General features: G+C 73.6%; 16 protein-coding genes and 1 pseudogene. 5 read left to right on the top strand and 12 right to left on the bottom strand.

Translation table 11 applies throughout. The features are described 5' to 3' along the window. Positions 1–186: 186 nt before the first annotated feature. The 3 genes from P3H78_RS29650 to P3H78_RS29660 form a co-directional block, all read right to left on the bottom strand. Complete coding sequence (locus P3H78_RS29650) at positions 187–1,632, bottom strand: aldehyde dehydrogenase family protein (protein WP_276112259.1); 1,446 nt, start codon at positions 1,630–1,632, stop codon at positions 187–189. 175 nt (positions 1,633–1,807) lie between these two features. Further along, the gene (locus P3H78_RS29655) at positions 1,808–3,457 is read right to left on the bottom strand and encodes a PucR family transcriptional regulator (protein ID WP_276112260.1); all 1,650 of its coding nucleotides are present in this window, start codon (positions 3,455–3,457) and stop codon (positions 1,808–1,810) included. Between the two features lie 126 nt (positions 3,458–3,583). Next, positions 3,584–6,007: a DEAD/DEAH box helicase family protein gene (locus P3H78_RS29660; protein ID WP_276112261.1), complete on the bottom strand. Its 2,424-nt coding sequence runs from the start codon at positions 6,005–6,007 to the stop codon at positions 3,584–3,586. A 323-nt stretch (positions 6,008–6,330) separates the two neighbouring features. On the opposite strand from P3H78_RS29660, the gene gabT reads away from it, so the two are divergent. Beyond that, complete coding sequence (gene gabT, locus P3H78_RS29665; RefSeq protein ID WP_276112262.1) at positions 6,331–7,665, top strand: 4-aminobutyrate--2-oxoglutarate transaminase; 1,335 nt, start codon at positions 6,331–6,333, stop codon at positions 7,663–7,665. 538 nt (positions 7,666–8,203) lie between these two features. After that, complete coding sequence (locus tag P3H78_RS33620) at positions 8,204–8,659, top strand: phosphatase PAP2 family protein (RefSeq protein ID WP_438828067.1); 456 nt, start codon at positions 8,204–8,206, stop codon at positions 8,657–8,659. Positions 8,660–8,669: 10 nt separating this feature from the next. Here the strand turns inward: P3H78_RS33620 and P3H78_RS29675 are convergent, their stop codons facing one another. The 7 genes from P3H78_RS29675 to P3H78_RS29705 all read right to left on the bottom strand — a co-directional run bounded on the left by P3H78_RS29675 (position 8,670) and on the right by P3H78_RS29705 (position 16,483). Continuing rightward, positions 8,670–9,122, bottom strand: coding sequence for a bifunctional DNA primase/polymerase (locus P3H78_RS29675; protein WP_276112264.1), 453 nt, complete (start codon positions 9,120–9,122; stop codon positions 8,670–8,672). 147 nt (positions 9,123–9,269) lie between these two features. Next, positions 9,270–10,688 (bottom strand): NAD(P)/FAD-dependent oxidoreductase, encoded by a 1,419-nt coding sequence (locus P3H78_RS29680; RefSeq protein ID WP_276112265.1) that lies wholly within the window; start codon positions 10,686–10,688, stop codon positions 9,270–9,272. Between the two features lie 36 nt (positions 10,689–10,724). Next, positions 10,725–11,525, bottom strand: coding sequence for an ABC transporter permease (locus tag P3H78_RS29685; RefSeq protein ID WP_276112266.1), 801 nt, complete (start codon positions 11,523–11,525; stop codon positions 10,725–10,727). Beyond that, positions 11,526–12,455: an ABC transporter permease gene (locus tag P3H78_RS29690; protein WP_276112267.1), complete on the bottom strand. Its 930-nt coding sequence runs from the start codon at positions 12,453–12,455 to the stop codon at positions 11,526–11,528. Then, positions 12,455–13,606, bottom strand: coding sequence for an ABC transporter ATP-binding protein (locus P3H78_RS29695; protein ID WP_276112268.1), 1,152 nt, complete (start codon positions 13,604–13,606; stop codon positions 12,455–12,457). Before P3H78_RS29695 ends, P3H78_RS29690 begins: the two co-directional genes overlap by 1 nt. 8 nt (positions 13,607–13,614) lie before the next feature. Then, positions 13,615–14,862 carry an ABC transporter substrate-binding protein gene (locus P3H78_RS29700; RefSeq protein WP_276112269.1) on the bottom strand — a complete coding sequence of 416 codons (1,248 nt, stop codon included), beginning with the start codon at positions 14,860–14,862 and terminating at the stop codon, positions 13,615–13,617. Between the two features lie 82 nt (positions 14,863–14,944). Then, positions 14,945–16,483: a gamma-aminobutyraldehyde dehydrogenase gene (locus P3H78_RS29705; protein ID WP_276112270.1), complete on the bottom strand. Its 1,539-nt coding sequence runs from the start codon at positions 16,481–16,483 to the stop codon at positions 14,945–14,947. A 185-nt stretch (positions 16,484–16,668) separates the two neighbouring features. Between P3H78_RS29705 and ybiA the strand changes: the two genes are divergently transcribed. Then, a complete protein-coding gene (gene ybiA / locus P3H78_RS29710; protein WP_276112271.1) occupies positions 16,669–17,274 on the top strand; it encodes a riboflavin biosynthesis intermediates N-glycosidase in 606 nt (201 codons plus the stop codon). Positions 17,275–17,416: 142 nt separating this feature from the next. On the opposite strand, the gene P3H78_RS29715 is transcribed toward ybiA, so the two are convergent. Then, positions 17,417–18,214, bottom strand: coding sequence for a DUF4190 domain-containing protein (locus tag P3H78_RS29715; protein WP_276112272.1), 798 nt, complete (start codon positions 18,212–18,214; stop codon positions 17,417–17,419). Positions 18,215–18,402: 188 nt separating this feature from the next. Here P3H78_RS29715 and P3H78_RS29720 point away from each other — a divergent pair. Together P3H78_RS29720 and P3H78_RS29725 are read left to right on the top strand one after the other, a co-directional pair. Beyond that, positions 18,403–19,507 (top strand): annotated as a pseudogene (locus P3H78_RS29720) (adenosine deaminase). Positions 19,508–19,706: 199 nt separating this feature from the next. Next, positions 19,707–20,429 carry a glycerophosphodiester phosphodiesterase gene (locus P3H78_RS29725; protein ID WP_276112274.1) on the top strand — a complete coding sequence of 241 codons (723 nt, stop codon included), beginning with the start codon at positions 19,707–19,709 and terminating at the stop codon, positions 20,427–20,429. A gap of 233 nt (positions 20,430–20,662) precedes the next feature. Here P3H78_RS29725 and P3H78_RS29730 read toward each other — a convergent pair whose 3' ends face one another. Next, positions 20,663–22,102: a gamma-aminobutyraldehyde dehydrogenase gene (locus P3H78_RS29730; protein ID WP_276112275.1), complete on the bottom strand. Its 1,440-nt coding sequence runs from the start codon at positions 22,100–22,102 to the stop codon at positions 20,663–20,665. Between the last annotated feature and the right edge of the window lie 124 nt (positions 22,103–22,226).

Genomic DNA, 22,226 nt, shown 5'->3' on the forward strand with positions numbered 1-22,226 from the left:
CGGTGACCGCCATGATGACACGCCGTCACCGGACATGTGCGGATGTTCGAGGACCGGACGGGCGGTCCCCGGCCGTGTCGTGCGCCCCGCACGCGACGGGGGCCCGGCACCGCCGGAGCGGTGCCGGGCCCCCGGGGGGAGCCGCGGTGAGCGGATCCGTGCGGGCCGGCCGGGACCGGCCCGCGGTCAGAGCGCGAGACCGGTCAGGACGAGGACCCGCTCGTAGGTGTAGTCGTCCATCGCGAAGCGCACGCCCTCGCGGCCCACACCGGACTGCTTGACGCCGCCGTACGGCATCTGGTCGGCACGGTAGGACGGGACGTCGCCGACCACGACGCCGCCGACCTCCAGGGCGCGGTGGGCGCGGAAGGCGGCCTGCAGGTCGCGGGTGAACACACCTGCCTGCAGGCCGTACTTGGAGTCGTTGACCGCGGCGAACGCCTCCTCCTCGCCGTCCACCTTCTGCACGGTGAGGACCGGCCCGAAGACCTCCTCGCAGGCCAGCGTCGCCCCGGCCGGGACGTCGGTCAGGACGGTCGGCGCGTAGGTGGCGCCGTCGCGCTCGCCGCCGGTGACCAGGGTGGCGCCGGCCTCGACGGCCTCGCGCACCCAGGACTCCACGCGCCGGGCGGCGTCCTCGCTGACCAGCGGGCCCACGTCGGTCTTGTCGTCGGCGGGGTCGCCGGTGACCTGGGCCTCGACGGCGGCGACGATGCGCGGCAGCAGCCGGTCGTACACGGCGGCGTCGGCGATCACGCGCTGCACCGAGATGCAGGACTGGCCGCCCTGGTAGTTGGAGAACGTGGCGATGCGGCTCGCGGCCCAGTCGAGGTCGGCGTCGCTCGCGTAGTCGGCGAGGACCACGGCCGCGCCGTTGCCGCCCAGCTCCAGGGTGCAGTGCTTGCGCGGCACCGAGTCCATGATCGAGTAGCCGACCTTCTCGGAACCGGTGAAGGAGATGACCGGCAGGCGCTCGTCCTGGACGAGGGCGGGCATCCGGTCGTTGGCGACCGGCAGCACGCTCCAGGAACCGGCCGGCAGGTCGGTCTCGGCCAGCAGCTCGCCGAGGACCAGCGCGGAGAGCGGGGTCGCCGGCGCCGGCTTGAGGATGATCGGCACACCGGCGGCGATCGCCGGGGCGACCTTGTGGGCGCACAGGTTCAGCGGGAAGTTGAACGGCGCGATGCCGAGCACGACGCCCTTCGGGAAGCGGCGGGTGAGCGCGAGCCGGCCCTGGCCGCCCGCGTCGGTGTCCAGGCGCTGCGCGTCGCCGCCGTTGAACCGGCGGGCCTCCTCGGAGGCGAAGCGGAAGACGGAGACGGCACGGCCGACCTCGCCCCGGGCCCACTTCACCGGCTTGCCGTTCTCGGCGGAGATCAGCTGCGCGATCTCCTCGGTGCGCTCCGCCAGCCGCCGGGCGACGTGGTCGAGGGCGGCGGCCCGTACGTGCGCCGGGGTGGCGGCGAACTCGTCCCGCACGGCGTACGCGGCGGCCACGGCCTCCTCGACCTCGGCGTCGGTGGGCACGCCGACCGTGCCGACCGTGCGCCCGTCCCACGGGTTGGTGACGTCGAAGGTGTCCTGGCCGGTGACCTGGCGGCCGGCGAGCCAGAAGGCGTGGGTGGAAGTCATGTACGAGTCCCGGCCCTTCCGCGTTGGGGGTGAGTGGTTGCTGGCGTCCACGGTAGGGCGGGACCGCCCGGAGGGCGTTTGTCCGCGTCGTAGCAGTGCGGGCCCGGCACGCGCCGAATTGGCCTAGGTGGGCCTCCGTCCGCCGTCCGGAGGGTGCGCGGGGCGCCGGGCGGGCTCACTCCGTCGAGGTCGCCTTCAGGGCCAGCCACAGCTCCATCCGCACGTCCGGGTCGTCCAGGGAGCGGCCGAGGATCTCCTCCACCCGGCGCATCCGGTAGCGCAGCGTGTGCCGGTGCACACCGAGGTCGGCGGCGGCCGCGTCCCACTGGCCGTGCCGGGAGAGCCAGGCGCGCAGCGAGGCCACCAGGTCGCCGCGGCCGGTCGCGTCGTGCTCGTACAGCGCCCGCAGCAGCCCGTCGGCGAAGGCGCGGACCGCGTCGTCGGCGAGCAGCGGCAGCACCGAGCCGGCGGCGAGCTGCTCGTGCTCCACGCAGACCCTTCCCCGGCGCCGGGCCACCGACAGGGCCTGCTCGGCCTGCCGGTAGGCGCCGGCGGCGGCGATCGGCCCGGCGGGCGCGGAGAGGCCGACGACCGGCTCGTCCTCGTCGGCGCCCGGCTGCTCGCGCACGGCCGCGGCGCGGGCGGCCTCCAGCGCGGCCGCATGGTCCGCGCACGCCGTGACGGCGGCGCCCCGGTCCGCGGCCAGCACCACCAGCCGCTCCCCCTCGGGCACCACCAGCACCGCCTCCCCGGACCGTGCCGCCGCGGCCTCCACGGCCTCGGCGAGCGCCGCCAGCGGACCGCTCCCGCCGCCCGCGGGGGCGGGGGCCGCGGGCGCGGCCGGCCCGCGGGCGTCGGCGTGCGCCCGCGCGGCCGACGCCGGGGCCGCCTCGGCGACGATCACCCGGAACGGCGCGTCCAGCAGGCTCCCGTACAGGTCCCCTGCGACGGCGCGGGCGTGGTCCGGCTGTCCGGCGAGCAGCATCCGCAGCACCGCGGAGCCGACCCGCTGCTCGGCCGCGTGCAGCGAGCGGGAGCGTTCCGTGGTGAGGGTGAGCAGGGCGATGGCCGAGTGGACGGCGTAGCGCTCGGCGGTGCCGAGGGCGGCGGCGGTGCCGACGGCGAGCGCCGCCCGCGGACGCCGGCCGGTGCCGAGCGAGTGCAGCTCGACGCGGTCCTCGCTCTCGGGCACGCCGACCACGGAGCTGGCGGGCGCGGGCCGGTCCCGCAGCCGCTCCACCTCGGCGGTGAGCCGGGCGGCCCTGCGGCCCGCCCACTCCGGGGCGGTGGCGACGACGGCGCCCGAGGCGTCGTAGAGGGCGGCCCAGCCGTCGACCTGGGCGGCCAGCGCGGCGAGCAGGCCCTCCGGCCCGGCGCTCAGCGTCTGCCGGGTCAGTTCCCGCTGTGCGGCGAAGCCCGCGGTGACCGCGCGGTACTGGTCGGCGGCGATGGCGGCGGAGACGGCCTTGCTGATGGCGAGGAAGGGGGTGCGGCGGGGCACCTCCAGCAGCGGCAGGCCCTCCTCCCGGGCCGCGTCGACGAGGGCCGCGGGGATCTCCTCGTAGGTGACCCCCACCGCGAAGCCGAGTCCGACCACCCCCGCGCCGGCCAGCCGCTTGACGTAGCGGCGCATGGCCTCGGGATCGTCCGCGTCCAGCTTGAGGGCGGTGATCAGCAGCAGCTCGCCGCCCTCCATGTAGGGCACCGGGTCGGCGAGCTCGCTGACGTGCGCCCAGCGGACGGGCACGTCCAGGCGGTCCTCGCCCGCGCGCACGGTCAGCTTGAGCGCGGAGTGGTGCACGAGCGAGGCGAGCGTCGGGGGCATCGGGCCTTCAGGTCTGCGGAGATCGGGTGATCGTGGTGATCTTTTGGCCGCCGCGTACGAACGGCCACTGCCGATTCTGCCTCACCGTACGGTGGCCGCGGGCCCGGCGGACGGATGTCCGGCCGGTCAGCCCCGCAGGTCCACCAGCAGCGGCGGCGCGTGCTCGCCCTGCACGTCGGTCAGCGACAGCACCGCGTGCCCCGGCGGCACCTCATGGGCCAGCCGGGACGCCGACCAGCGCTCCCGCTCGACCTGCTTCGTGGTGACCGCGTCGGTCGTCACCGCCTTGCCGGTGGCCAGCTTGCGCAGGGCGTGCAGGGCACGGGTCATCGGCTGGTCGGCGAAGACGGTGTGCTTGGCGACCTCCTTCGTCTCCACCCACTCGGTGCCCCAGGCCTGGGCGAACCGGCTGCCGTCCCAGGTGGTGACTCCGCACAGCGCCATGCGGCAGCCGACGGCGCCGAGCAGCGGGCCGTGCAGCGCCTCGGGCACGTCGGCGACGGTGCGCAGGGCGAGGACGACGCCCGCGTTCTGGGAGCGCAGCCGCTGGATGCGGCGGACCGACTCGGGGGTGACGGTGCCGGTGGCGTCGTCGAGGACGAGGCAGGCGAAGTGCGGGCGCCGGGCCTCCCGGACCACGCTGTGGAACTGCGCGAGGACCAGCCGGGTGATCAGCCGGGACGCCTCCTCGTGCCCTCCTTCGGGCAGGTCGACGCGGACCCGCAGCGGGTGGTGGGCCACCGCGCGCAGCGAGAAGGGCCGCCCGCCGCCCCCGGCGCCGAAGAAGTCGGCGAAGACCGGCCGGTCGAGGAGGGCCAGCCGGTCGGCGAGGGCGGGTCCGGCGTCGGCCGCGGTGCCGGCCTGCCGCATCCGGGCGTCGAGTTCGCGGCGCATCACCGCGTGGCCGTCCCCGGCGAGCGCCGCGCGCAGGGCGGCCACGGCGCCCGGATCGCCCTCCAGGAGCGCGCGCAGCACCGGCAGCGGCGGGAAGTGGCCGTGCACGGCCCGGTAGGGGCCGAGCAGCTGGGCGAGCGCGGTGGCGGCGCTCTGGGTGCCGGCGGTGTCGAGGTCGCCCACCAGGGCCTCGGCGAGGAAGGCGGCGGCCTCGTCGGCGTCGTCGGTCTCCGCGTACGGGTCGAGGTCGTGCACGGAGCCGGGGTCGCCGATCCGGACCACCACGTCGTAGGCGGTGTCGGGGCCGAGCGCGGACCCGGCGGCGGAGACGGCGACGACCGCGCACCGGCCGGTGAGGGCCTGCAGGGCGAGCGCCTCGGTGACCGGTTCGACGACGTGCCGGGTCTTGCCCGAGCCGGGCGGCCCCACCAGGAGCAGCGAGGTGCCGAGGACGTCCGGGCCGAGGGCCGCGCCCGCGCCGTGGTACGGCCGCGGGGCGCGCTCCCCCGGCACCCAGGTGCCCAGGCGCACCTGCTGTTCCAGCAGGTCGTGGCGGGCGGTGCGGCGGGGCAGGTCGCGGGATCCGGACGGGTGGGTCCAGGCCGCGGCGCCCTGCTGCAGGACGGTGTCGGAGAAGGGGGCGAGGCGCCCGCCGCGCCGGGCCTCGGCGAAGGCCCGGTCGATCCGGGCGCAGTCGACGTCGTTCATCCGGCCGCCGGCCGCCTCGGCGGCCAGGGCCTCGGCCGCCCGGTGCTGGCCGGCCTGCCGGAGCTCCGGCCACTGCGACCGGGGCGGCTCGGCGGCCTGCGGGGCGGCGGGCCCGGCGGATGTGCGGCGGCGGGCCAGGAGCCGCGTGCCCCAGCCCCACCAGTCGCCGAGCCGGGCGAAGGGCCACACGACGAGGAGCGTGACGGCGGTGTAGAGCCCGTCGGTGAACAGCTGGGAGGCGAACAGGTCGTAGCCGCCGGAGATCAGGACGACCAGGGAGAACACCGGATCGACGACCGGCACGGGGTCCCAGCCCGCCCAGAAGAACGCCCCGGGGAAGACCAGGCTCAGCGCGATCAGGGCGCCGGCGGCGGCGAGCAGGGCGCGGGCGGGCTGGGGGCGGCCGCCGACGGAGTGCCGGAGCACCTCGGCCCAGCTGCCGAGGCGGCCGACCGCGAGGACCAGGACGGCGAAGAAGACGCCGTTGTAGACCACGACGGCCTCGCGGCCCTGCATGCCCTTGGCGGAGACGGTGCCCGCCCACCACCAGCCGGCGGGTGTGAACAGCTTCAGCACGGCCCACTGGTAGGGCACGCTGCCCTCGCTCCACAGCGACCACACGAGCAGTGCGACGGCCAGCGGGACGAGGAGGCCGACGATCGTGATCGGGGGGAGCCGGTCCGCGGCGCGGGCGCCCTTGGGCGGGCGGTAGCCCAGGCGCCAGACGCCGGTGGGGGCGTCGGGGCGGGGTTCGTCGAGCCAGGCGGCCGTGGCGCTGCGCGAACCCGGTGCCGCGCCCGGCGGGCCGCCCGCCCGCTCCGCCTGCGCGCCGGGCGCGCCCGGCGGCCGGGCCGGGCGCGGCGGCATCGCGGGAGCGTCCCGCGGCACCGCCGGGCGCGGCACCGGGTTCGCGTGCGTGCCCCGGGCTTCCTGCGTCCCGTCGTCCATCGCCCTGCCCCCTGACCAGCCGGTCGTCCGCCTTCAGCGAGTCAATGTAACGCCCGGCGCAGGGGAGTTCACCGATTGAGTGCCCTTGCCGCGTGCCGATCGGCGCGTACCCCGCCCCGGGGCACCCATGACGGTTCTATGTCCACTGCGGACAACGGCGTCCGCGGACAACGCCCACATGGAGCATGCCCACCCCCCTCGCGCGGACCTAGCCTGCGAGAGGAGAAGGTATGCGTCCGCAGCACCGCCCGCCCGGAACGCCCCGGGCCGCCGGCGTCGGGCACGCCGGACCGTCCGGTACGCAAGATCATCAGGGAGCCCCCATGACCGCACTTCCGCAGGAGCGCCGCGTCGTCACCGCCATTCCCGGCCCGAAGTCGCAGGAGCTGCAGACCCGCCGCCTCGCCGCGGTGGCGCAGGGCGTCGGCTCCACGCTGCCGGTGTTCGTCACGCGTGCGGGCGGCGGCGTCATCGAGGACGTCGACGGCAACAGCCTCATCGACTTCGGCTCCGGCATCGCCGTGACCTCCGTCGGCGCCTCCGCCGAGGCCGTCGTCCGGCGCGCCTCCGCGCAGCTCGCCGACTTCACCCACACCTGTTTCATGGTCACGCCCTACGAGGGCTACGTGGCCGTCGCCGAGGCGCTGGCCGAGCTGACGCCGGGCGACCACGCGAAGAAGTCCGCGCTGTTCAACTCGGGCGCCGAGGCCGTCGAGAACGCCGTCAAGATCGCCCGTGCGTACACCAAGCGCCAGGCGGTCGTCGTCTTCGACCACGGCTATCACGGCCGCACCAACCTGACGATGGCGTTGACCAGCAAGAACATGCCGTACAAGAACGGCTTCGGCCCGTTCGCGCCCGAGGTCTACCGCGTGCCGGTCGCCTACGGCTACCGCTGGCCGACCGGTGCCGAGAACGCCGGTCCGGAGGCGGCCGAGCAGGCCATCGACCAGATCAGCAAGCAGGTCGGCGCGGACAACGTCGCCGCGATCATCATCGAGCCGGTGCTCGGCGAGGGCGGTTTCATCGAGCCGGCCAAGGGCTTCCTGCCCGCGATCCGCCAGTTCGCCGCCGACCACGGCATCGTCTTCGTCGCCGACGAGATCCAGTCCGGCTTCTGCCGCACCGGCCAGTGGTTCGCCTGCGAGGACGAGGGCATCGTCCCGGACCTGATCACCACCGCGAAGGGCATCGCGGGCGGTCTGCCGCTCGCCGCCGTCACCGGCCGCGCCGAGATCATGGACGCGGCGCACGCGGGCGGCCTCGGCGGCACCTACGGCGGCAACCCGGTGGCCTGCGCCGGTGCGCTCGGCGCCATCGAGACGATGAAGGAGATGGACCTCAACGCCCGGGCGAAGGCGATCGAGGCGGTCATGAAGTCCCGCCTGAACGCCATGGCGGAGAAGTTCGACATCATCGGCGACGTCCGTGGCCGCGGCGCCATGATCGCGATCGAGCTGGTCAAGGACCGCACGACCAAGGAGCCGAACCCGGAGGCGACCGCCGCGCTGGCCAAGGCCTGCCACCAGGAGGGACTGCTGGTCCTGACCTGCGGCACCTACGGCAACGTGCTCCGCTTCCTGCCGCCGCTGGTCATCGGCGAGGACCTGCTCGCCGAGGGCCTCGACATCATCGAGCAGGCGTTCACCCGCATCTGAAGCCGCCCGCCGCCGTCACGGCCGGAACGAGTCCGGCCGTGACGGCAGAGCCTGTGAAGAAGGTGTGCGGGGTGGATGTCGGCCCGCGATTCCGGCTGTCGCACCGCGACCGGCTGTCGTAGGTTCTACCCAGATGAGAGATACACCCCGCCCACAGGGGACTGTGGGCGACACCGGGGCGAGGCCTCCCCAGCTTCGACCTGGCCGTGCCCTCGCGCACAACACCGGAGCTTCCGGCTCCGGGTCTCCTCACCGATCGGACCGTCGCCCGCCCCAAACCCCCCGGGGCGCGCGGCAATCCGATCAGGACGGCCGCCCCGGAACTTCCCCCCCTGTTCCGGGGCGGCCGACCTTCCTCCGCTCACGGGCTCTCCTCCTCCTCGGCCTCCCGGCCGCCCTCTTCGCGCTGATCACGTGGCAGGTCGTCGCCAACGGCCCGCTCCTGCGCACGGACAGGGCGGTCAGCCGGTCCCTCCTCCACCCGGACCGGTTCTCCGAACGCCTCGCCGACCTCGGCAACGTCCAGATCGCCGTCCCGGTGCTGGTCCTGGTCCTCGGGTACGCGGCGCTGCGCGACCGCGCCGGTGGTGCGGACCGCTGGTGGCTGCCGCCCGCCGCGGCGGCCGTGACCATGGCCGCGGTCCCGGCGTGGGTCCTGCCCCTGAAGGACTGGACGGCCCGCCACGGCACGTCGGCCGTGCCGCCCGGCGTCGGCTACTTCCCCTCCGGCCACACGGCCACCGCCGCGGTCGCCTACGGGGCCACGGCGCTGCTGCTCCTGCCCGGCCTGCGGACGGTGGGCGCCCGCCGGGCGGTCGTCGCAGGATGCGCCGTGCTCGTCCTCGCCGTCTCCTACGGCCTGGTGCGGAGGGGCTACCACTGGCCCCTGGACGTCGTGGCCGCCTGGTGCCTGGGCGTGCTGCTGCTGGCCCCCCTGTTCCTCCTCTCCCGCCGTATGCCGCGCCGCGGGCCGGGCGCACCTCCGCGGGCCTGACCGGCCGCCGTCAGCCTGCCTCCCCCGCGGCCAGTCCGGCCGCCGCCTCGTGCATCGCCAGCTCCAGCAGCGCCGGATCGGTGAGCGTGCCCGAGCCGTCCGGCGGGACCAGCCAGCGCACCCCGCCGGTGGTGCGCCCCGGGTACGGCACCACGATCCAGGTGCCGGCGCCCGCGGTGCGGATCCCGGTGCCCAGCCAGCGGGCCGCGGTGCCCGGCGGCACGAGGAAGCCCGTCCGGGCGTCCCCGAAGTCCACCAGCACCGGACCCGGCTGGTCGAGGACGCGGGTGAGCACGTCGAGGGTGGGACGGCCGAGCCGTCCCGGCAGGATCAGCACGTCCCAGGCCCGGCCGGCGGGCAGCAGGGCGACCCCCTGCGGATGGCGCTCCCACTCCCAGCGGCAGGCCTCGGGGTCCGGTGCGACCGATGCCAGCCACTCGACCGCCGTCTTCGCCCCAGTCATGAGACGACCTCACTCTCTCTCCCGGACGCGGGTCGCGTCACGGAGGGAGAGCGAGGCGCCACGCGGGCATTACGCGGGTCACGGGCCCTCGTTGGAGTGAACCCGATCACAGCGCCGATCACCGCGGGTGCGCGTCCGGCGCCCGGCTCAGCTGTCGAAGCCGAGGCCCAGCCGGTCCATCGCCCGCAGCCACAGGTTGCGCCGCCCGCCGCGGGCGTCGGCGCGGGCCAGGGACCACCGGGTGAGCGCGATGCCGGTCCAGGCGAAGGGCTCGGGCGGGAAGGGCAGCGGCTTGCGGCGGACCATCTCCAGTTCGGTGCGCTCGGTGCGCTCGCCGGAGAGCAGGTCCAGCATCACGTCGGCGCCGAACCGGGTCGCGCCGACGCCCAGGCCCGTGTACCCGGCCGCGTAGGCCACCTTCCCCTGGTGGGCGGTGCCGAAGAACGCGGAGAAGCGGGAGCAGGTGTCGATCGCCCCGCCCCAGGCGTGAGAGAAGCGGACGCCCTCCAGCTGCGGGAAGCAGGTGAAGAAGTGCCCGGCCAGCTTGGCGTACGTCTCCGGGCGGTGGTCGTACTCGGAGCGCACGCGGCCGCCGTAGGGGTAGATCGCGTCGTAGCCGCCCCACAGGACGCGGTTGTCGGCGGAGAGCCGGAAGTAGTGGAACTGGTTGGCGCTGTCCCCGAGCCCCTGGCGGTTCTTCCAGCCGACGGAGGCCAGCTGGTCGTCGGTGAGCGGCTCGGTCATCAGGGCGTAGTCGTAGACCGGGACGGTGTACGGGCGGACCCGTCTGACCAGGCTGGGGAAGATGTTGGTGCCGAGGGCGACCCGGCGGGCGCGGATCCGGCCGTAGGGGGTGCGGACGGCCATGCCGGCGCCGTACGGCTTCAGGGACAGCGCGGGCGTGTGCTCGTGGACGCGCACGCCGAGGCCGATGCAGGCCCGTTTGAGCCCCCAGGCCAGCTTGGCCGGGTGGACCATCGCCACGCCGCGGCGGTCCCACAGCCCGGCCTCGAAGGTGGGTGAGGCGACCTGCTCGCGGACCGCGTCCCGGTCGAGGAACTCGGTGCCCCCGGCCAGGCCGCGGCGCTCCAGCTCCCGGTACCAGTCCCTCAGCTCCCGCGCCTGGTAGGGCTCGGTGGCGACGTCGATCTCGCCGGTGCGCTCGAAGTCGCAGTCGATGCCGTAGTGGGCGACCGCCTCCTCGATGGCGTCGAGGTTGCGGGCCCCCAGCTCCTCGAGCTTGTGGATCTCCCGGGGCCACCGGGAGATCCCGTTGGCCGTGCCGTGGGTGAGGGAGGCGGCGCAGAAGCCGCCGTTGCGGCCCGAGGCGGCCCAGCCCGCCTCGCGGCCCTCCACCAGCACCACGTCCGTCGCGGGGTCGCGCTCCTTGGCGAGCAGCGCGGTCCACAGTCCGCTGTAGCCGCCGCCGACGACGAGCAGGTCGCAGCTCTCGTCGCCGGTGAGCGCGGGCTCCGGGCGGGGACGGCCGGGGTCGTCCAGCCAGTACGGGACCGGCTGTGCTTCACAGAGAGAGGTCGTCCAACGGGTCATGGCGCTCGGGGCCATGATTTCAACTCCCCACGGGGTGGTTGCGGTGTGCGGTCAGGCCTTCTGGCGGTTGCGGCGGTTTCCGAGGGCCATGGAGACCAGGACGAGGAGCACGGCGACGACGAACATCGTCGTGCCGATGACGTTGATCTGGACCGGTGTGCCGCGCTGCGCCGATCCCCAGACGAACATCGGGAAGGTGACGGTCGAGCCGGCGTTGAAGTTGGTGATGATGAAGTCGTCGAAGGACAGCGCGAAGGCGAGCAGGGCACCGGCCGCGATGCCGGGGGCCGCGATCGGCAGGGTCACCCGGAGGAAGGTCTGCAGCGGACCGGCGTACAGGTCCTGCGCCGCCTGTTCCAGCCGCGGGTCCATCGACATCACGCGTGCCTTGACCGCGGTCACCACGAAGCTGAGGCAGAACATGATGTGGGCGATGAGGATGGTCCAGAAGCCGAGCTGCGCGCCCATGTTGAGGAACAGGGTGAGCAGCGAGGCGGCCATGACGACCTCGGGCATCGCCATCGGCAGGAAGATCAGCGAGTTCACCGCGCCGCGGGCGCGGAAGCGGTAGCGGACCAGCGCGAAGGCGATCATCGTGCCGAGCGCGGTCGCGCCGAGCGTCGCCCAGACGGCGATCTGGAGGCTGAGCGAGAGCGAGCCGCACATGTCGGCGACGCCGCAGGGGTCCTTCCAGGCGTCGGTGGAGAACTGCTGCCACTCGTAGTTGAAGCGGCCCTTGGGCTTGTTGAAGGAGAAGACCGTGACGACGACGTTCGGCAGCAGGAGGTAGCCGAGCGTGAGCAGTCCGGCGACGACGACGAGGTGGCGCTTGAGCCAGTTGACGAAGGCCATTTAAACCAGATCCTCCGTGCCGGACTTGCGGATGTAGAGCGTGACCATCAGCAGGATCGCGGCCATCAGGATGAAGGAGAGGGCGGCGGCCGTCGGATAGTCGAGGATGCGCAGGAACTGCGTCTGGATGACGTTGCCGACCATGCGGGTGTCGGTGGAGCCGAGCAGGTCGGCGTTGACGTAGTCGCCGGCCGCCGGGATGAAGGTCAGCAGCGTGCCGGAGACCACGCCCGGCATCGACAGCGGGAAGGTGACCTTGCGGAAGGTGGTGAAGGGCTGCGCGTACAGGTCCCCCGCCGCCTCGTGCAGCCGCGGGTCGATGCGCTCCAGCGAGGTGTACAGCGGCAGGATCATGAAGGGCAGGAAGTTGTACGTCAGACCGCAGACCACCGCGAGCGGGGTGGCCAGCACGCGGTCGCCGGCCGTCCAGCCGAGCCAGTTGGTGAGGTCCAGGACGTGCAGCGCGTTCAGCGCGCCGACCACCGGGCCGCCGTCCGCGAGGATCGTCTTCCAGGCCAGGGTGCGGATCAGGAAGCTGGTGAAGAACGGCGCGATCACCAGGATCATGATCAGGTTCCGCCAGCGGCCCGCGCGGAAGGCGATGAGGTACGCCAGCGGGTACCCGAGCAGCAGGCACAGGATCGTGGCGGAGGCCGCGTAGAGCACGGAGCGCACGAACTGCGGCCAGTACTGCGACAGCGCGTCCCAGTAGGTGGCGAAGTGCCAGGTGACCTTGTAGCCCTCCTCCAGGGAGCCCGTCTGCACGGAGGTGGACGCCTGGTAGAGCATCGGGAGCGCGAAGAAGACGACCAGCCAGAGGATGCCGGGGAGCAGCAGCCAGTACGGCGTCCAGCGGCCCCGGCGGCGCGGGGGCTTCGTCTCGGGCGCGGGCGTCAGCTCCGGCGCCTCGGCCCGGGTGATCGTCGACATCAGGCGGCCTCTTCCCCGACCGTCCCGACACCGGCGTCGATGTCCTGGGCCGCGTCGAGGCCGAAGGTGTGGGCCGGGTTCCAGTGCAGGACGACCTCGGTCCCGGGGACCAGCCGCGGGTCGCGGTCGATGTTCTGCGCGTACACCTCGAACTCCGGGCAGACGGGGCTGTCGATCACGTACTGCGTGGAGACGCCGATGAAGCTGGAGTCGGCGATGCGCCCGGTGATGCGGTTGCGGCCGTCGGGGATCTCTCCGGCGTCGTCGGCGTGGGTGAGGGAGATCTTCTCCGGGCGGACGCCGACCAGCACCTTGCCGCCGGTCGTCGCCTGCGCGGAACACCGCGCCCGGGGCAGCGTGAGCTTGCCGCCGCCCGCCCTCAGGACGACGTCCTCGCCGCTGCGGGAGTCGACCTCGGCCTCGATGAGGTTGGAGGTGCCGAGGAAGTTGGCCACGAAGGTGGTCTGCGGGTTCTCGTAGAGGTCGGTGGGCGCGCCGAGCTGCTCGACGCGGCCGGCGTTCATCACGGCGACCGTGTCGGCCATGGTCATGGCCTCCTCCTGGTCGTGCGTGACATGGACGAAGGTGATGCCCACCTCGGTCTGGATCCGCTTGAGTTCCAGCTGCATCTGGCGGCGCAGCTTGAGGTCGAGGGCGCCGAGCGGCTCGTCCAGGAGCAGCACCTTGGGGTGGTTGATCAGCGCGCGGGCGACCGCGACGCGCTGCTGCTGGCCGCCGGAGAGCTGGTGCGGTTTCTTGCGCGCCTGCTCGCCGAGCTGGACCAGCTCCAGCATCTCCTCGACCTGCTTCTTCACCGACTTGACGCCCCGGCGGCGCAGGCCGAAGGCGACGTTCTCGAAGATGTCGAGGTGCGGGAAGAGGGCGTAGGACTGGAAGACCGTGTTCACCGGCCGCTTGTAGGGCGGCAGGTGGGTCACGTCCTGCTCGCCGAGGTGGACGGTCCCGGAGGAGGGCTCCTCCAGGCCGGCGATCATGCGCAGGGTGGTGGTCTTGCCGCAGCCGGACGCGCCGAGCAGGGCGAAGAAGGAGCCCTGCGGCACGGTGAGGTCGAGCGGGTGGACGGCGGTGAAGCTGCCGTAGGTCTTGCTGATCCCGGAGAGGCGGACGTCGCCGCTGTTGTCTGTCGTCATGGTGGTCGTCACGCCCCTGTGAGCTTCGCGAACTTCTCTTCGTAGGCCGTCTCTTCCTTCTGCGTCAGCGAGCGGAAGGCGTGGGACTTGGCGGCCATGGCCTTGTCGGGAATGATCAGCGGGTTGTCCGCCGCCGACTTGTCGATCTTGGCAAGGTAGGGCTTCACGCCGTCGACCGGCGACACGTAGTTGATGTAGGCGGCGAGTTCGGCGGCCGGTTCGGGCTCGTAGTAGAAGTCGATGAGCCGCTCGGCGTTCGTCTTGTGGCGCGCCTTGTTCGGGATGAGCATGTTGTCGGTGGACGTCATGTAGCCGCTGGCGGGGATGACGAAGTCGACGTCGGGGCTGTCCGCCTTGAGCTGCACGATGTCGCCGCCCCAGGCCACACAGGCGGCCAGGTCGCCCTTGCTGAGGTCGGACGTGTAGTCGTTGCCCGTGAAGCGGCGGATCTGGCCCTTGTCGACGGCCTTCTGCAGGCGGGCTATGACCGCGTCGAAGTCGTCGTCGGTGAAGTGCGCGGGGTCCTTGCCCATGTCGAGCAGGGTCATGCCGATGCTGTCCCGCATCTCCGACAGGAAGCCGACCCGGCCCTTGAGCCGGGGGTTGTCGAGCAGGTCGGAGACGGACTTGACCTCGATGCCGTCGAGGGCCTTGCGGTTGAAGGCGATGACCGTGGAGATGCCCTGCCAGGGATAGGAGTAGGCCCGGCCCGGATCCCAGTCCGGGTTGCGGAACTGCGGCGACAGGTTGGTGTAGGCGTGCGGCAGGTTCGACGGGTCCAGCTTCTGGGCCCAGCCGAGCCGGATCAGCCGGGCCGCCAGCCAGTCGGTGAGGACGATGATGTCGCGGCCGGTGTCCTGGCCCGCGGCGAGCTGCGGCTTGATCTTGCCGAAGAACTCGCTGTTGTCGTTGATGTCCTCGGTGTACTTGACCTGGATGCCGGTCCGGCGGGCGAACGCCTCCAGGGTGGGGTGGCGCTTGCCGCTGCTGTCGACGTCGATGTACTCGGGCCAGTTGGAGAAGTTGACGACCTTCTCCTTGGCCGAGTGGTCCTCGGCGGCCGTGCCGCCCGCGGTCCGGCCGGCCGCGGGGATCCCGCAGGCGCTCAGCGCCCCGAGTCCACCGGCCGTGAGCGCGCCGCCCGCGGAGGCGCGCAGCAGCGAACGCCGGGTGAGGGAGGCCCGGCCGTTGCGGAGGCTGCGCCGTGTCGCGGCCGCTTGGGCCGGGGTCAGGCGGTCGGGCTCGTACTGCTCCATGCGCGTGGTGCCCTTTCAGGAGGGTTGGGCCTGGTCGTCGGCCGGTCGTCCCACACGGTGGTGGCCGGCCCGCGGGGAGGGGCTACGGCCGGTCCCCGAAGACCGTGCGGTGCCAGTCCTTTCCGGCGACCGCGGTGTTGTCGAACATGACGTGCTTGATCTGCGTGTACTCGTCGAACGAGTACGTGGACATGTCCTTGCCGAAGCCGGACTGCTTGTAGCCTCCGTGCGGCATCTCGCTGATGATCGGGATGTGGTCGTTGATCCACACGCATCCCGCCCGGATCTCCCTCGTCGCGCGGCCGGCGCGGTAGACGTCGCGGCTCCACGCCGAGGCCGCCAGCCCGTACGGGGTGTCGTTGGCCAGCCGGATGCCTTCATCATCGCTGTCGAACGGCAGCACGACCAGCACCGGGCCGAAGATCTCCGCCTGGACGATCTCGCTGTCCTGCGGGGCGTCGGCGACCAGAGTGGGGCGGTAGTACGCGCCGTTCTTCAGCTCGTCCTGTCCGGCGGCGCCGCCGGTGACCACGCGCGCGTAGCCGCGGGCCCGGTCGACGAAGCCGGCCACCCGGTCGCGCTGCGCGTGCGAGATCAGCGGGCCGAGGTCGGTGCCGGGGGCGAAGGGGTCGCCGAGCCGGACGGTCTCCATGAGGGCGGCCGTGCGGGCCACGAACTCCTCGTAGAGGGGGCGCTGCACGTACGCGCGCGTGGCGGCCGTGCAGTCCTGCCCGGTGTTGATGAGCGCCCCGGCGACCGCGCCGTGCACGGCGGCCTCCAGGTCGGCGTCGTCGAAGACCAGGAAGGGGGCCTTGCCGCCGAGTTCCAGGTGCAGGCGCTTGACGGTGGCCGTGGCGATCTCCGCGACGCGGCGGCCGACGCCGGTGGAGCCGGTGAAGGACGTCATGGCCACGTCCGGGTGGCCGACAAGGTGCTCGCCCGCCTCCCGTCCGGTCCCGGTGACGATGTTGACGACGCCGTCCGGGATGCCCGCCTCGGTGGCGGCCTGCGCGAACAGCAGCGAGGTCAGGGGGGTCGTCTCGGCGGGCTTCAGCACGATGGTGTTGCCCGCGGCGATCGCCGGGAGGACCTTCCATGCGGCCATCTGGAGCGGGTAGTTCCAGGGTGCGATGGAACCGACCACGCCGATGGGCTCGCGCCGGACGTAGGAGGTGTGGTCGCCCGAGTACTCGCCCGCGGACTGGCCGGCCAGGTGCCGTGCGGCGCCGGCGAAGAAGGCCGTGTTGTCCACGGTGCCCGGGACGTCGAACTCCCGGCTCAGCTTCAGGGGCTTGCCGCACTGCAGCGACTCGGCGCGGGCGAAGTCCTCCGCGCGCCCGGCGAGCACGGCGGCGAAGCGGTGCAGGGCGTCCGAACGCTCGCCGGGCGTGGCGCCCGCCCAGCCGGGGAAGGCGGCGCGCGCGGCGGCGACCGCCGCGTCGACGTCCGCGGTCCCGGCCAGCTCGTAACGGAACACCTCCTCGCCGGTGGCGGGGTCGACGACCGCGTGGAAGCGGCCGGAGGTGCCCCTGGTCAGCCGGCCGTCGATGTACTGCGCGCCGTCCGCGAAGCGTTGCTGTGCGGGAAATCGGTCCGGGGTGGCGGTGCCCGGGTTGTGCATGTCGCTCTCCTCCGCCGTCGTCCACCCCGGCGTTCCCGGGGGTGGGTGGCGTAGCTCCAGCTCGATTTGAGTGCCGATCCTGGCAGAGGCATGGGACTCCAACAAGTGATTCCGTTGTTGCCTTTTGGTTACGCGACGGAATCTGTCGACCAGATGTCGAGTCGGGCGTGAAAAGGGAGGACGGAATGTCCGTGGTGCGTGCCACACTCGCGTGCATGGGGGTGATCGACTCGCGCGAGGCGCTGATCAGGGAGGTCCGGGACGGGGCCGCGGTGCGGTACCTGTACTTCTGGGGACACCGCCCGCGGCCCGACGGCCGGGTGGGCACGAGCTGCCTGAGCCAGTGGTGGCCGGCGCCGTTCACGGCGGACGGCGTGGCCTACGCGGGCGCCGAGCACTGGATGATGGCTAAGAAGGCGCGGCTGTTCGGGGACGCGGAGGCGGAGCGCCGGGTGCTGGCCGCCGGGCATCCGGCCGAGGCGAAGAAGGCCGGGCGACTGGTGCGCGGCTTCGACGAGGGCACCTGGGAGCGGGAGCGGTTCCGGATCGTGGTGGAGGGCAGCGTCCACAAGTTCGCCGCCCATCCCGCGCTGCGGGAGTTCCTGCTGGCCACCGGCGACCGGGTGCTGGTGGAGGCCAGCCCGGTGGACCGGGTCTGGGGCATCGGCCTCGCCGCGGACGACGAGGCGGCCGCCGACCCGGAGAGATGGCGCGGCCCGAACCTGCTGGGCTTCGCCCTGATGGAGGCCCGCCACCGGCTGCGGACCGCCGCGAGGACGGCGACCGGCTGACCCCCGGCCCCCGACCTGACAACGCGACGCGTCCTCCCGGGGAGCGCCGCCGGTTCCACCGCGGGCCGCTCCGGACGCCGGCCGGTCCGCCGGTTCGGGGCCTGACCGCGCGGCGCCCCCGGGTGACGGGGGCGCCGCGCGGTCAGGCGGCGGTACGGAGCGGTGCGGTCGCCGCGGAGCCGTGGGCGCCGTAGGACGGACTCTCGTCCACCTGCTCGTGGTGGACGGCCCTGGTGATGACGATGGCCATGACCGCGATCGCGGCGATGCCGAGGACGATCCCGACGATGCCGGTGATCAGTCCTGCCTGGGCCTGGCCGTGGTTGTCGGCCAGGCCCTGCTGGGCCCGGCGCCGCCCCTTGATCCCGAAGATCACGGCGAGGATGCCGAGCACCAGCGACACGATGCCGTACAGGCAGAACAGGCAGCAGGACAGGATGCCCAGCACCAGGGCCGCGGTGCCGAGCCCGTTCTGCGGGGCCATGGGCCCGCCGGGCCAGCCGTAGGAGGGGTAGCCGGGCTGACCCGGGTACCCCGGCTGGCCGGGGTAGGCGGGCTGCCCGGGGTAGCCGTAGCCGGCGGCCGCGGGCGGCGCCGCCGTCCGGGGGTCGATGCCCGGGGCCGGCGGCGGAGGCGGTACGGCCCCCTCCGCGCCCGGCGCCCCGTAGCCGGCCTGCGGGTAGGCGGGCGGCGGGAAACCGGGGGCCGGCATCGAGGCCATCGTGGCCTGGTCGTGCACGGACGGCGGCTGCGCCGGGGGCTGCCCGCCCGGCGCGGCGGGCGGCGGCCAGGCGGACGGCTGCCCGTCCTGCACCGGCGGCTGCGGCGTCCAGGGCTGCGCCGCGGGCGACGGCGGCCTCTTCTCCAGCGAGGGCCCGCTCTCGGGCGGTGCCCAGGGATCGTGCTCGGCGTCCTCGTCCGGCCGCGTTCCGTCGGTCATTCTGGCCGCCATCCCCCTCGATCGATCGTCCCGCCATGCTACGACCCGGGCCGACGCGCCTCCTCGGGCGGGTCCCGCCCCCACCCGGCGGCCGGGCGGGGCGTGCCGGGACCCGTCCCGCGGCGGCCGGGAGCGGCGGCCGGGCAGCGGGGCCCTGCGCCTACCATGTCCGTGCATCCGATCAGCCGATCACCCGCGCCGCGCCCCTCGGGGCCCGCGGCGCCGTTCCCGGGGAGGGATCCCTTGACCGACCAGCGCGCACCCCGCGACCTGACCGCCTTCATCGCCGGACTGCCCAAGGCCGAACTGCACGTCCACCACGTCGGCTCCGCCTCCCCGCGCATCGTCTCCGAGCTGGCCGCCCGGCACCCCGACTCCCGGGTGCCCACCGACCCGGAGGCGCTGGCCGACTACTTCACGTTCACGGACTTCGCGCACTTCATCGAGGTGTACCTGTCCGTCGTCGACCTGGTCCGCACCCCGGAGGATGTGCGGCTGCTGACGTACGAGGTGGCGCGCGAGCTGGCCCGGCAGCAGGTCCGCTACGCCGAGCTGACGATCACGCCGTACTCGTCCACCCGGCGCGGCATAGACGCGCTCGCCTTCATGGAGGCGATCGAGGACGCGCGCAAGGCGGCCGAGGCGGAGTTCGGGACGCTGCTGCGCTGGTGCTTCGACATTCCCGGCGAGGCCGGTCTGGAGTCGGCCGAGGAGACCACGCGGCTCGCCACCGACGACCGGATCCGGCCCGAGGGCCTGGTCTCCTTCGGGCTCGGCGGACCGGAGATCGGCGTGCCCCGGCCGCAGTTCAAGCCGTACTTCGACCGTGCGATCGCGGCCGGGCTGCGGTCCGTCCCGCACGCCGGGGAGACCACCGGCCCGGAGACCGTGTGGGACGCCCTCACCGAGCTGCGCGCCGAGCGCATCGGCCACGGCACCAGCGCCGCCGGGGACCCGAAGCTCCTGGAGCACCTCGCGGAGCACCGGATCGCGCTGGAGGTCTGCCCCACCTCCAACGTCGCCACCCGCGCCGTGCGCACCCTGGACGAGCACCCCCTCGCGGAGTTCGTACGGGCCGGTGTCCTCGTCACCGTCAACTCCGACGACCCGCCCATGTTCGGCACCGACCTCAACACCGAGTACGCGGTGGCCGCGCGGCTGCTGGACCTCGACGAGCGCGGCCTGGCCGACCTGGCCGGGAACGCGGTCCGTGCCTCCTTCCTGGACGAGGCCGGCCGGGCCCGCATCCTGCGCGAGATCGACGACTACACGGAGGGGTGGCTCGCGCGCTGAGCGCGCCGCCGCCCGGGTCCGCCGCCTGCGGGCGGCGGTCCGCAGCCCCCGCGGGCCGCGCCTCCGGCCGGGCGTCCGCGGGTGGCCGGCGGGCGTACCCGGCACGAACGGGGGTCCTCGCGCAGGCGCTCCGTCGCGCGGGGCGGCGGCGGGCCGGGCGTCCCGCGTGCCGTGTCCCTGCCTCCGCCACAATGGGCGCATGCAGACCGTGACAGCAGTGGCCCACCGCGGCGACCCGTACCGCTTCCGTGAGAACACCACCGACGCGCTGCGCTCCGCGCTGGACCGGGGCGCGGACGCCGTGGAGATCGACGTGCGGCTCACCCGGGACGGCGTCCCGGTGCTGCTGCACGACGAGACCCTGAAGCGGCTGTGGAACCGGCCCCGGCCGCTGCGCACGCTGTCGGCCGAGGAGGTCCGCGGGCTCACGGACGGCCTGCTGCCCACCCTGGCCGACGCGCTCGCCGCGACCGGCGGCGCCCGCGTGATGATCGATCTGCCGGGCTCCCCGGGGGTGCCGGCCGTGCGGCGGATCGTGGACGTGGTCCGTTCCTGCGGGGCCGAGGACCGCGTGTACTACTGCGCCGGCGCCGAGGTCATGCTCGCGGTCCGCGCGGTGGACGCGTCCGCGGAGATCGCGCTCACCTGGACGACCCTCGCCCCGCCGCGGCCGGGGCTGCTGCACGCGGTGCGTCCGCGGTGGCTGAACTACCGTTTCGGGCTGGTGAACCGGGAGCTGGCGGCCCGGGTGCACCGCGACGGCTACCTGCTGTCGGTGTGGACGCCGGACACCCGCCGCTCGCTGCGCCGCCTGCTCGACCACGGCGTCGACTCCGTCACGACCAACCGCGTCGACCTGCTGTGCGCGCTGCGCGGGGAGTCCGGCCGGGCGGCGGACGCCGCCCCGGCCGCCTCGCGCTGACCACGGTGTGCGGTCAAGGCTTCGCCCCGGCCCGCCCGGCACGTCGTCGAGGCCCCGGACGCGGGCGGATCCCGGAGTGGCCGCCCGGACCCGCCGGGCCGGGCTCCGGACGCACCGCGGCCCCGGACGGTCCGTCCTCCGTCCGGGGCCGCGCGTCACCGGCACCGTGTCCGCGCGGGCCGCTCGGCGCATGACGCGGGGTCATGCCGGGCGGGGGCCCGCGCGGTGGGGCCTCACGCGTCGAGCGAGGTCATCACGTGCTTGATCCGGGTGTAGTCCTCGAAGCCGTAGCCCGAGAGGTCCTTGCCGTAGCCGGACTTCTTGAAGCCTCCGTGCGGCATCTCCGCGACCAGCGGGATGTGCGTGTTGATCCACACGCAGCCGAAGTCGAGCTTCTTGGACATCCGCATGGCGCGGCCGTGGTCCTTGGTCCACACCGAGGAGGCGAGCGCGTACTCGACGCCGTTGGCCCACTCGACGGCCTGGTCCTCGTCCGTGAAGGACTGGACGGTGATGACCGGGCCGAAGACCTCCTTCTGGACGATCTCGTCGTCCTGCTTCAGGCCGGAGACGACGGTCGGGGCGAAGAAGAAGCCCTTGTCGCCGACCCGCTGGCCGCCGGCCTCGACCTTGGCGTGCGCGGGCAGCCGCTCGATGAAGCCGGTGACCTGCTGGAGCTGGTTGGGGTTGTTCAGCGGGCCGAAGAGGACGTCCTCGTCGTCCGGCTGACCGGTCTTCGTCTCGGCGGCGGCCTTGGCCAGCGCGGCGACGAACTCGTCGTGGATGGACTCCTGGACGAGGACGCGGGTGGCGGCCGTGCAGTCCTGGCCGGCGTTGAAGAAGCCGGCGACGGAGATGTCCTCGACGGCCTTGGCGATGTCGGTGTCCTCGAAGACCACGACGGGCGCCTTGCCGCCGAGCTCCAGGTGGACGCGCTTGAGGTCCTTCGATGCGGACTCGGCGACCGACATGCCGGCGCGCACGGAGCCGGTGATCGACGCCATCGCCGGGGTGGGGTGCTCGACCATCATGCGGCCGGTGTCGCGGTCGCCGCAGACGACGTTGAAGACGCCCTTGGGCAGGATCGAGCCGAGGATGTCGGCGATCAGCACCGTGGAGGCGGGGGTGGTGTCCGACGGCTTCAGGACGACGGTGTTGCCGGCCGCGAGCGCGGGGGCGAACTTCCACACCGCCATCATCATCGGGTAGTTCCACGGCGCGACCTGGGCGCAGACGCCCACCGGCTCACGGCGGACGATCGACGTCATCCCCTCCATGTACTCGCCGGCCGAACGGCCCTCCAGCATGCGCGCCGCGCCCGCGAAGAAGCGGATCTGGTCGACCATCGGCGGGACTTCCTCGGAGCGGGTGAGCCCGACCGGCTTGCCCGTGTTCTCCACCTCGGCCGCGACCAGTTCCTCGGCCCGCTCCTCGAACGCGTCCGCGATCTTCAGCAGGGCCTTCTGCCGCTCGGCCGGGGTCGTGTCGCGCCAGGCCGGGAAGGCCGCGGAGGCGGCCGCCATCGCGGCGTCCACGTCCGCCTGCCCGGACAGCGGCGCGGTCGCGTACGCCTCGCCCGTCGCGGGGTTGACCACCTCGGTGGTCCGTCCGTCGGCGGCGTCCCGGAACTCACCGTCGATGTAGTTGCGCAGACGACGCAGCTCGGTGCTCACTGCCGGCCTCCTGTCAGGTCTTGGCTGCTCACGTAGGTCTCCGGGGGCCTCGGGAGAGGTCCACCCACTGAGACGCCCCCACCCTAGTCGGCGGACCCACGTTTTCAACACCCCTGATCGCAAC

It is taken from the genome of Streptomyces tropicalis, from assembly GCF_029269835.1.
GTDB lineage: Bacteria > Actinomycetota > Actinomycetes > Streptomycetales > Streptomycetaceae > Streptomyces > Streptomyces tropicalis.

Bases quoted from the DNA above. Each gene is read 5' to 3' on its own strand.
- P3H78_RS29650 (WP_276112259.1), bottom strand. From the start codon at position 1,632: ATGACTTCCACCCACGCCTTCTGGCTCGCCGGCCGCCAGGTCACCGGC.
- P3H78_RS29655 (WP_276112260.1), bottom strand. From the start codon at position 3,457: ATGCCCCCGACGCTCGCCTCGCTCGTGCACCACTCCGCGCTCAAGCTG.
- P3H78_RS29660 (WP_276112261.1), bottom strand. From the start codon at position 6,007: ATGGACGACGGGACGCAGGAAGCCCGGGGCACGCACGCGAACCCGGTG.
- gabT (WP_276112262.1), top strand. From the start codon at position 6,331: ATGACCGCACTTCCGCAGGAGCGCCGCGTCGTCACCGCCATTCCCGGC.
- P3H78_RS29675 (WP_276112264.1), bottom strand. From the start codon at position 9,122: ATGACTGGGGCGAAGACGGCGGTCGAGTGGCTGGCATCGGTCGCACCG.
- P3H78_RS29680 (WP_276112265.1), bottom strand. From the start codon at position 10,688: ATGGCCCCGAGCGCCATGACCCGTTGGACGACCTCTCTCTGTGAAGCA.
- P3H78_RS29685 (WP_276112266.1), bottom strand. From the start codon at position 11,525: ATGGCCTTCGTCAACTGGCTCAAGCGCCACCTCGTCGTCGTCGCCGGA.
- P3H78_RS29690 (WP_276112267.1), bottom strand. From the start codon at position 12,455: ATGTCGACGATCACCCGGGCCGAGGCGCCGGAGCTGACGCCCGCGCCC.
- P3H78_RS29695 (WP_276112268.1), bottom strand. From the start codon at position 13,606: ATGACGACAGACAACAGCGGCGACGTCCGCCTCTCCGGGATCAGCAAG.
- P3H78_RS29700 (WP_276112269.1), bottom strand. From the start codon at position 14,862: ATGGAGCAGTACGAGCCCGACCGCCTGACCCCGGCCCAAGCGGCCGCG.
- P3H78_RS29705 (WP_276112270.1), bottom strand. From the start codon at position 16,483: ATGCACAACCCGGGCACCGCCACCCCGGACCGATTTCCCGCACAGCAA.
- ybiA (WP_276112271.1), top strand. From the start codon at position 16,669: ATGTCCGTGGTGCGTGCCACACTCGCGTGCATGGGGGTGATCGACTCG.
- P3H78_RS29715 (WP_276112272.1), bottom strand. From the start codon at position 18,214: ATGACCGACGGAACGCGGCCGGACGAGGACGCCGAGCACGATCCCTGG.
- P3H78_RS29725 (WP_276112274.1), top strand. From the start codon at position 19,707: ATGCAGACCGTGACAGCAGTGGCCCACCGCGGCGACCCGTACCGCTTC.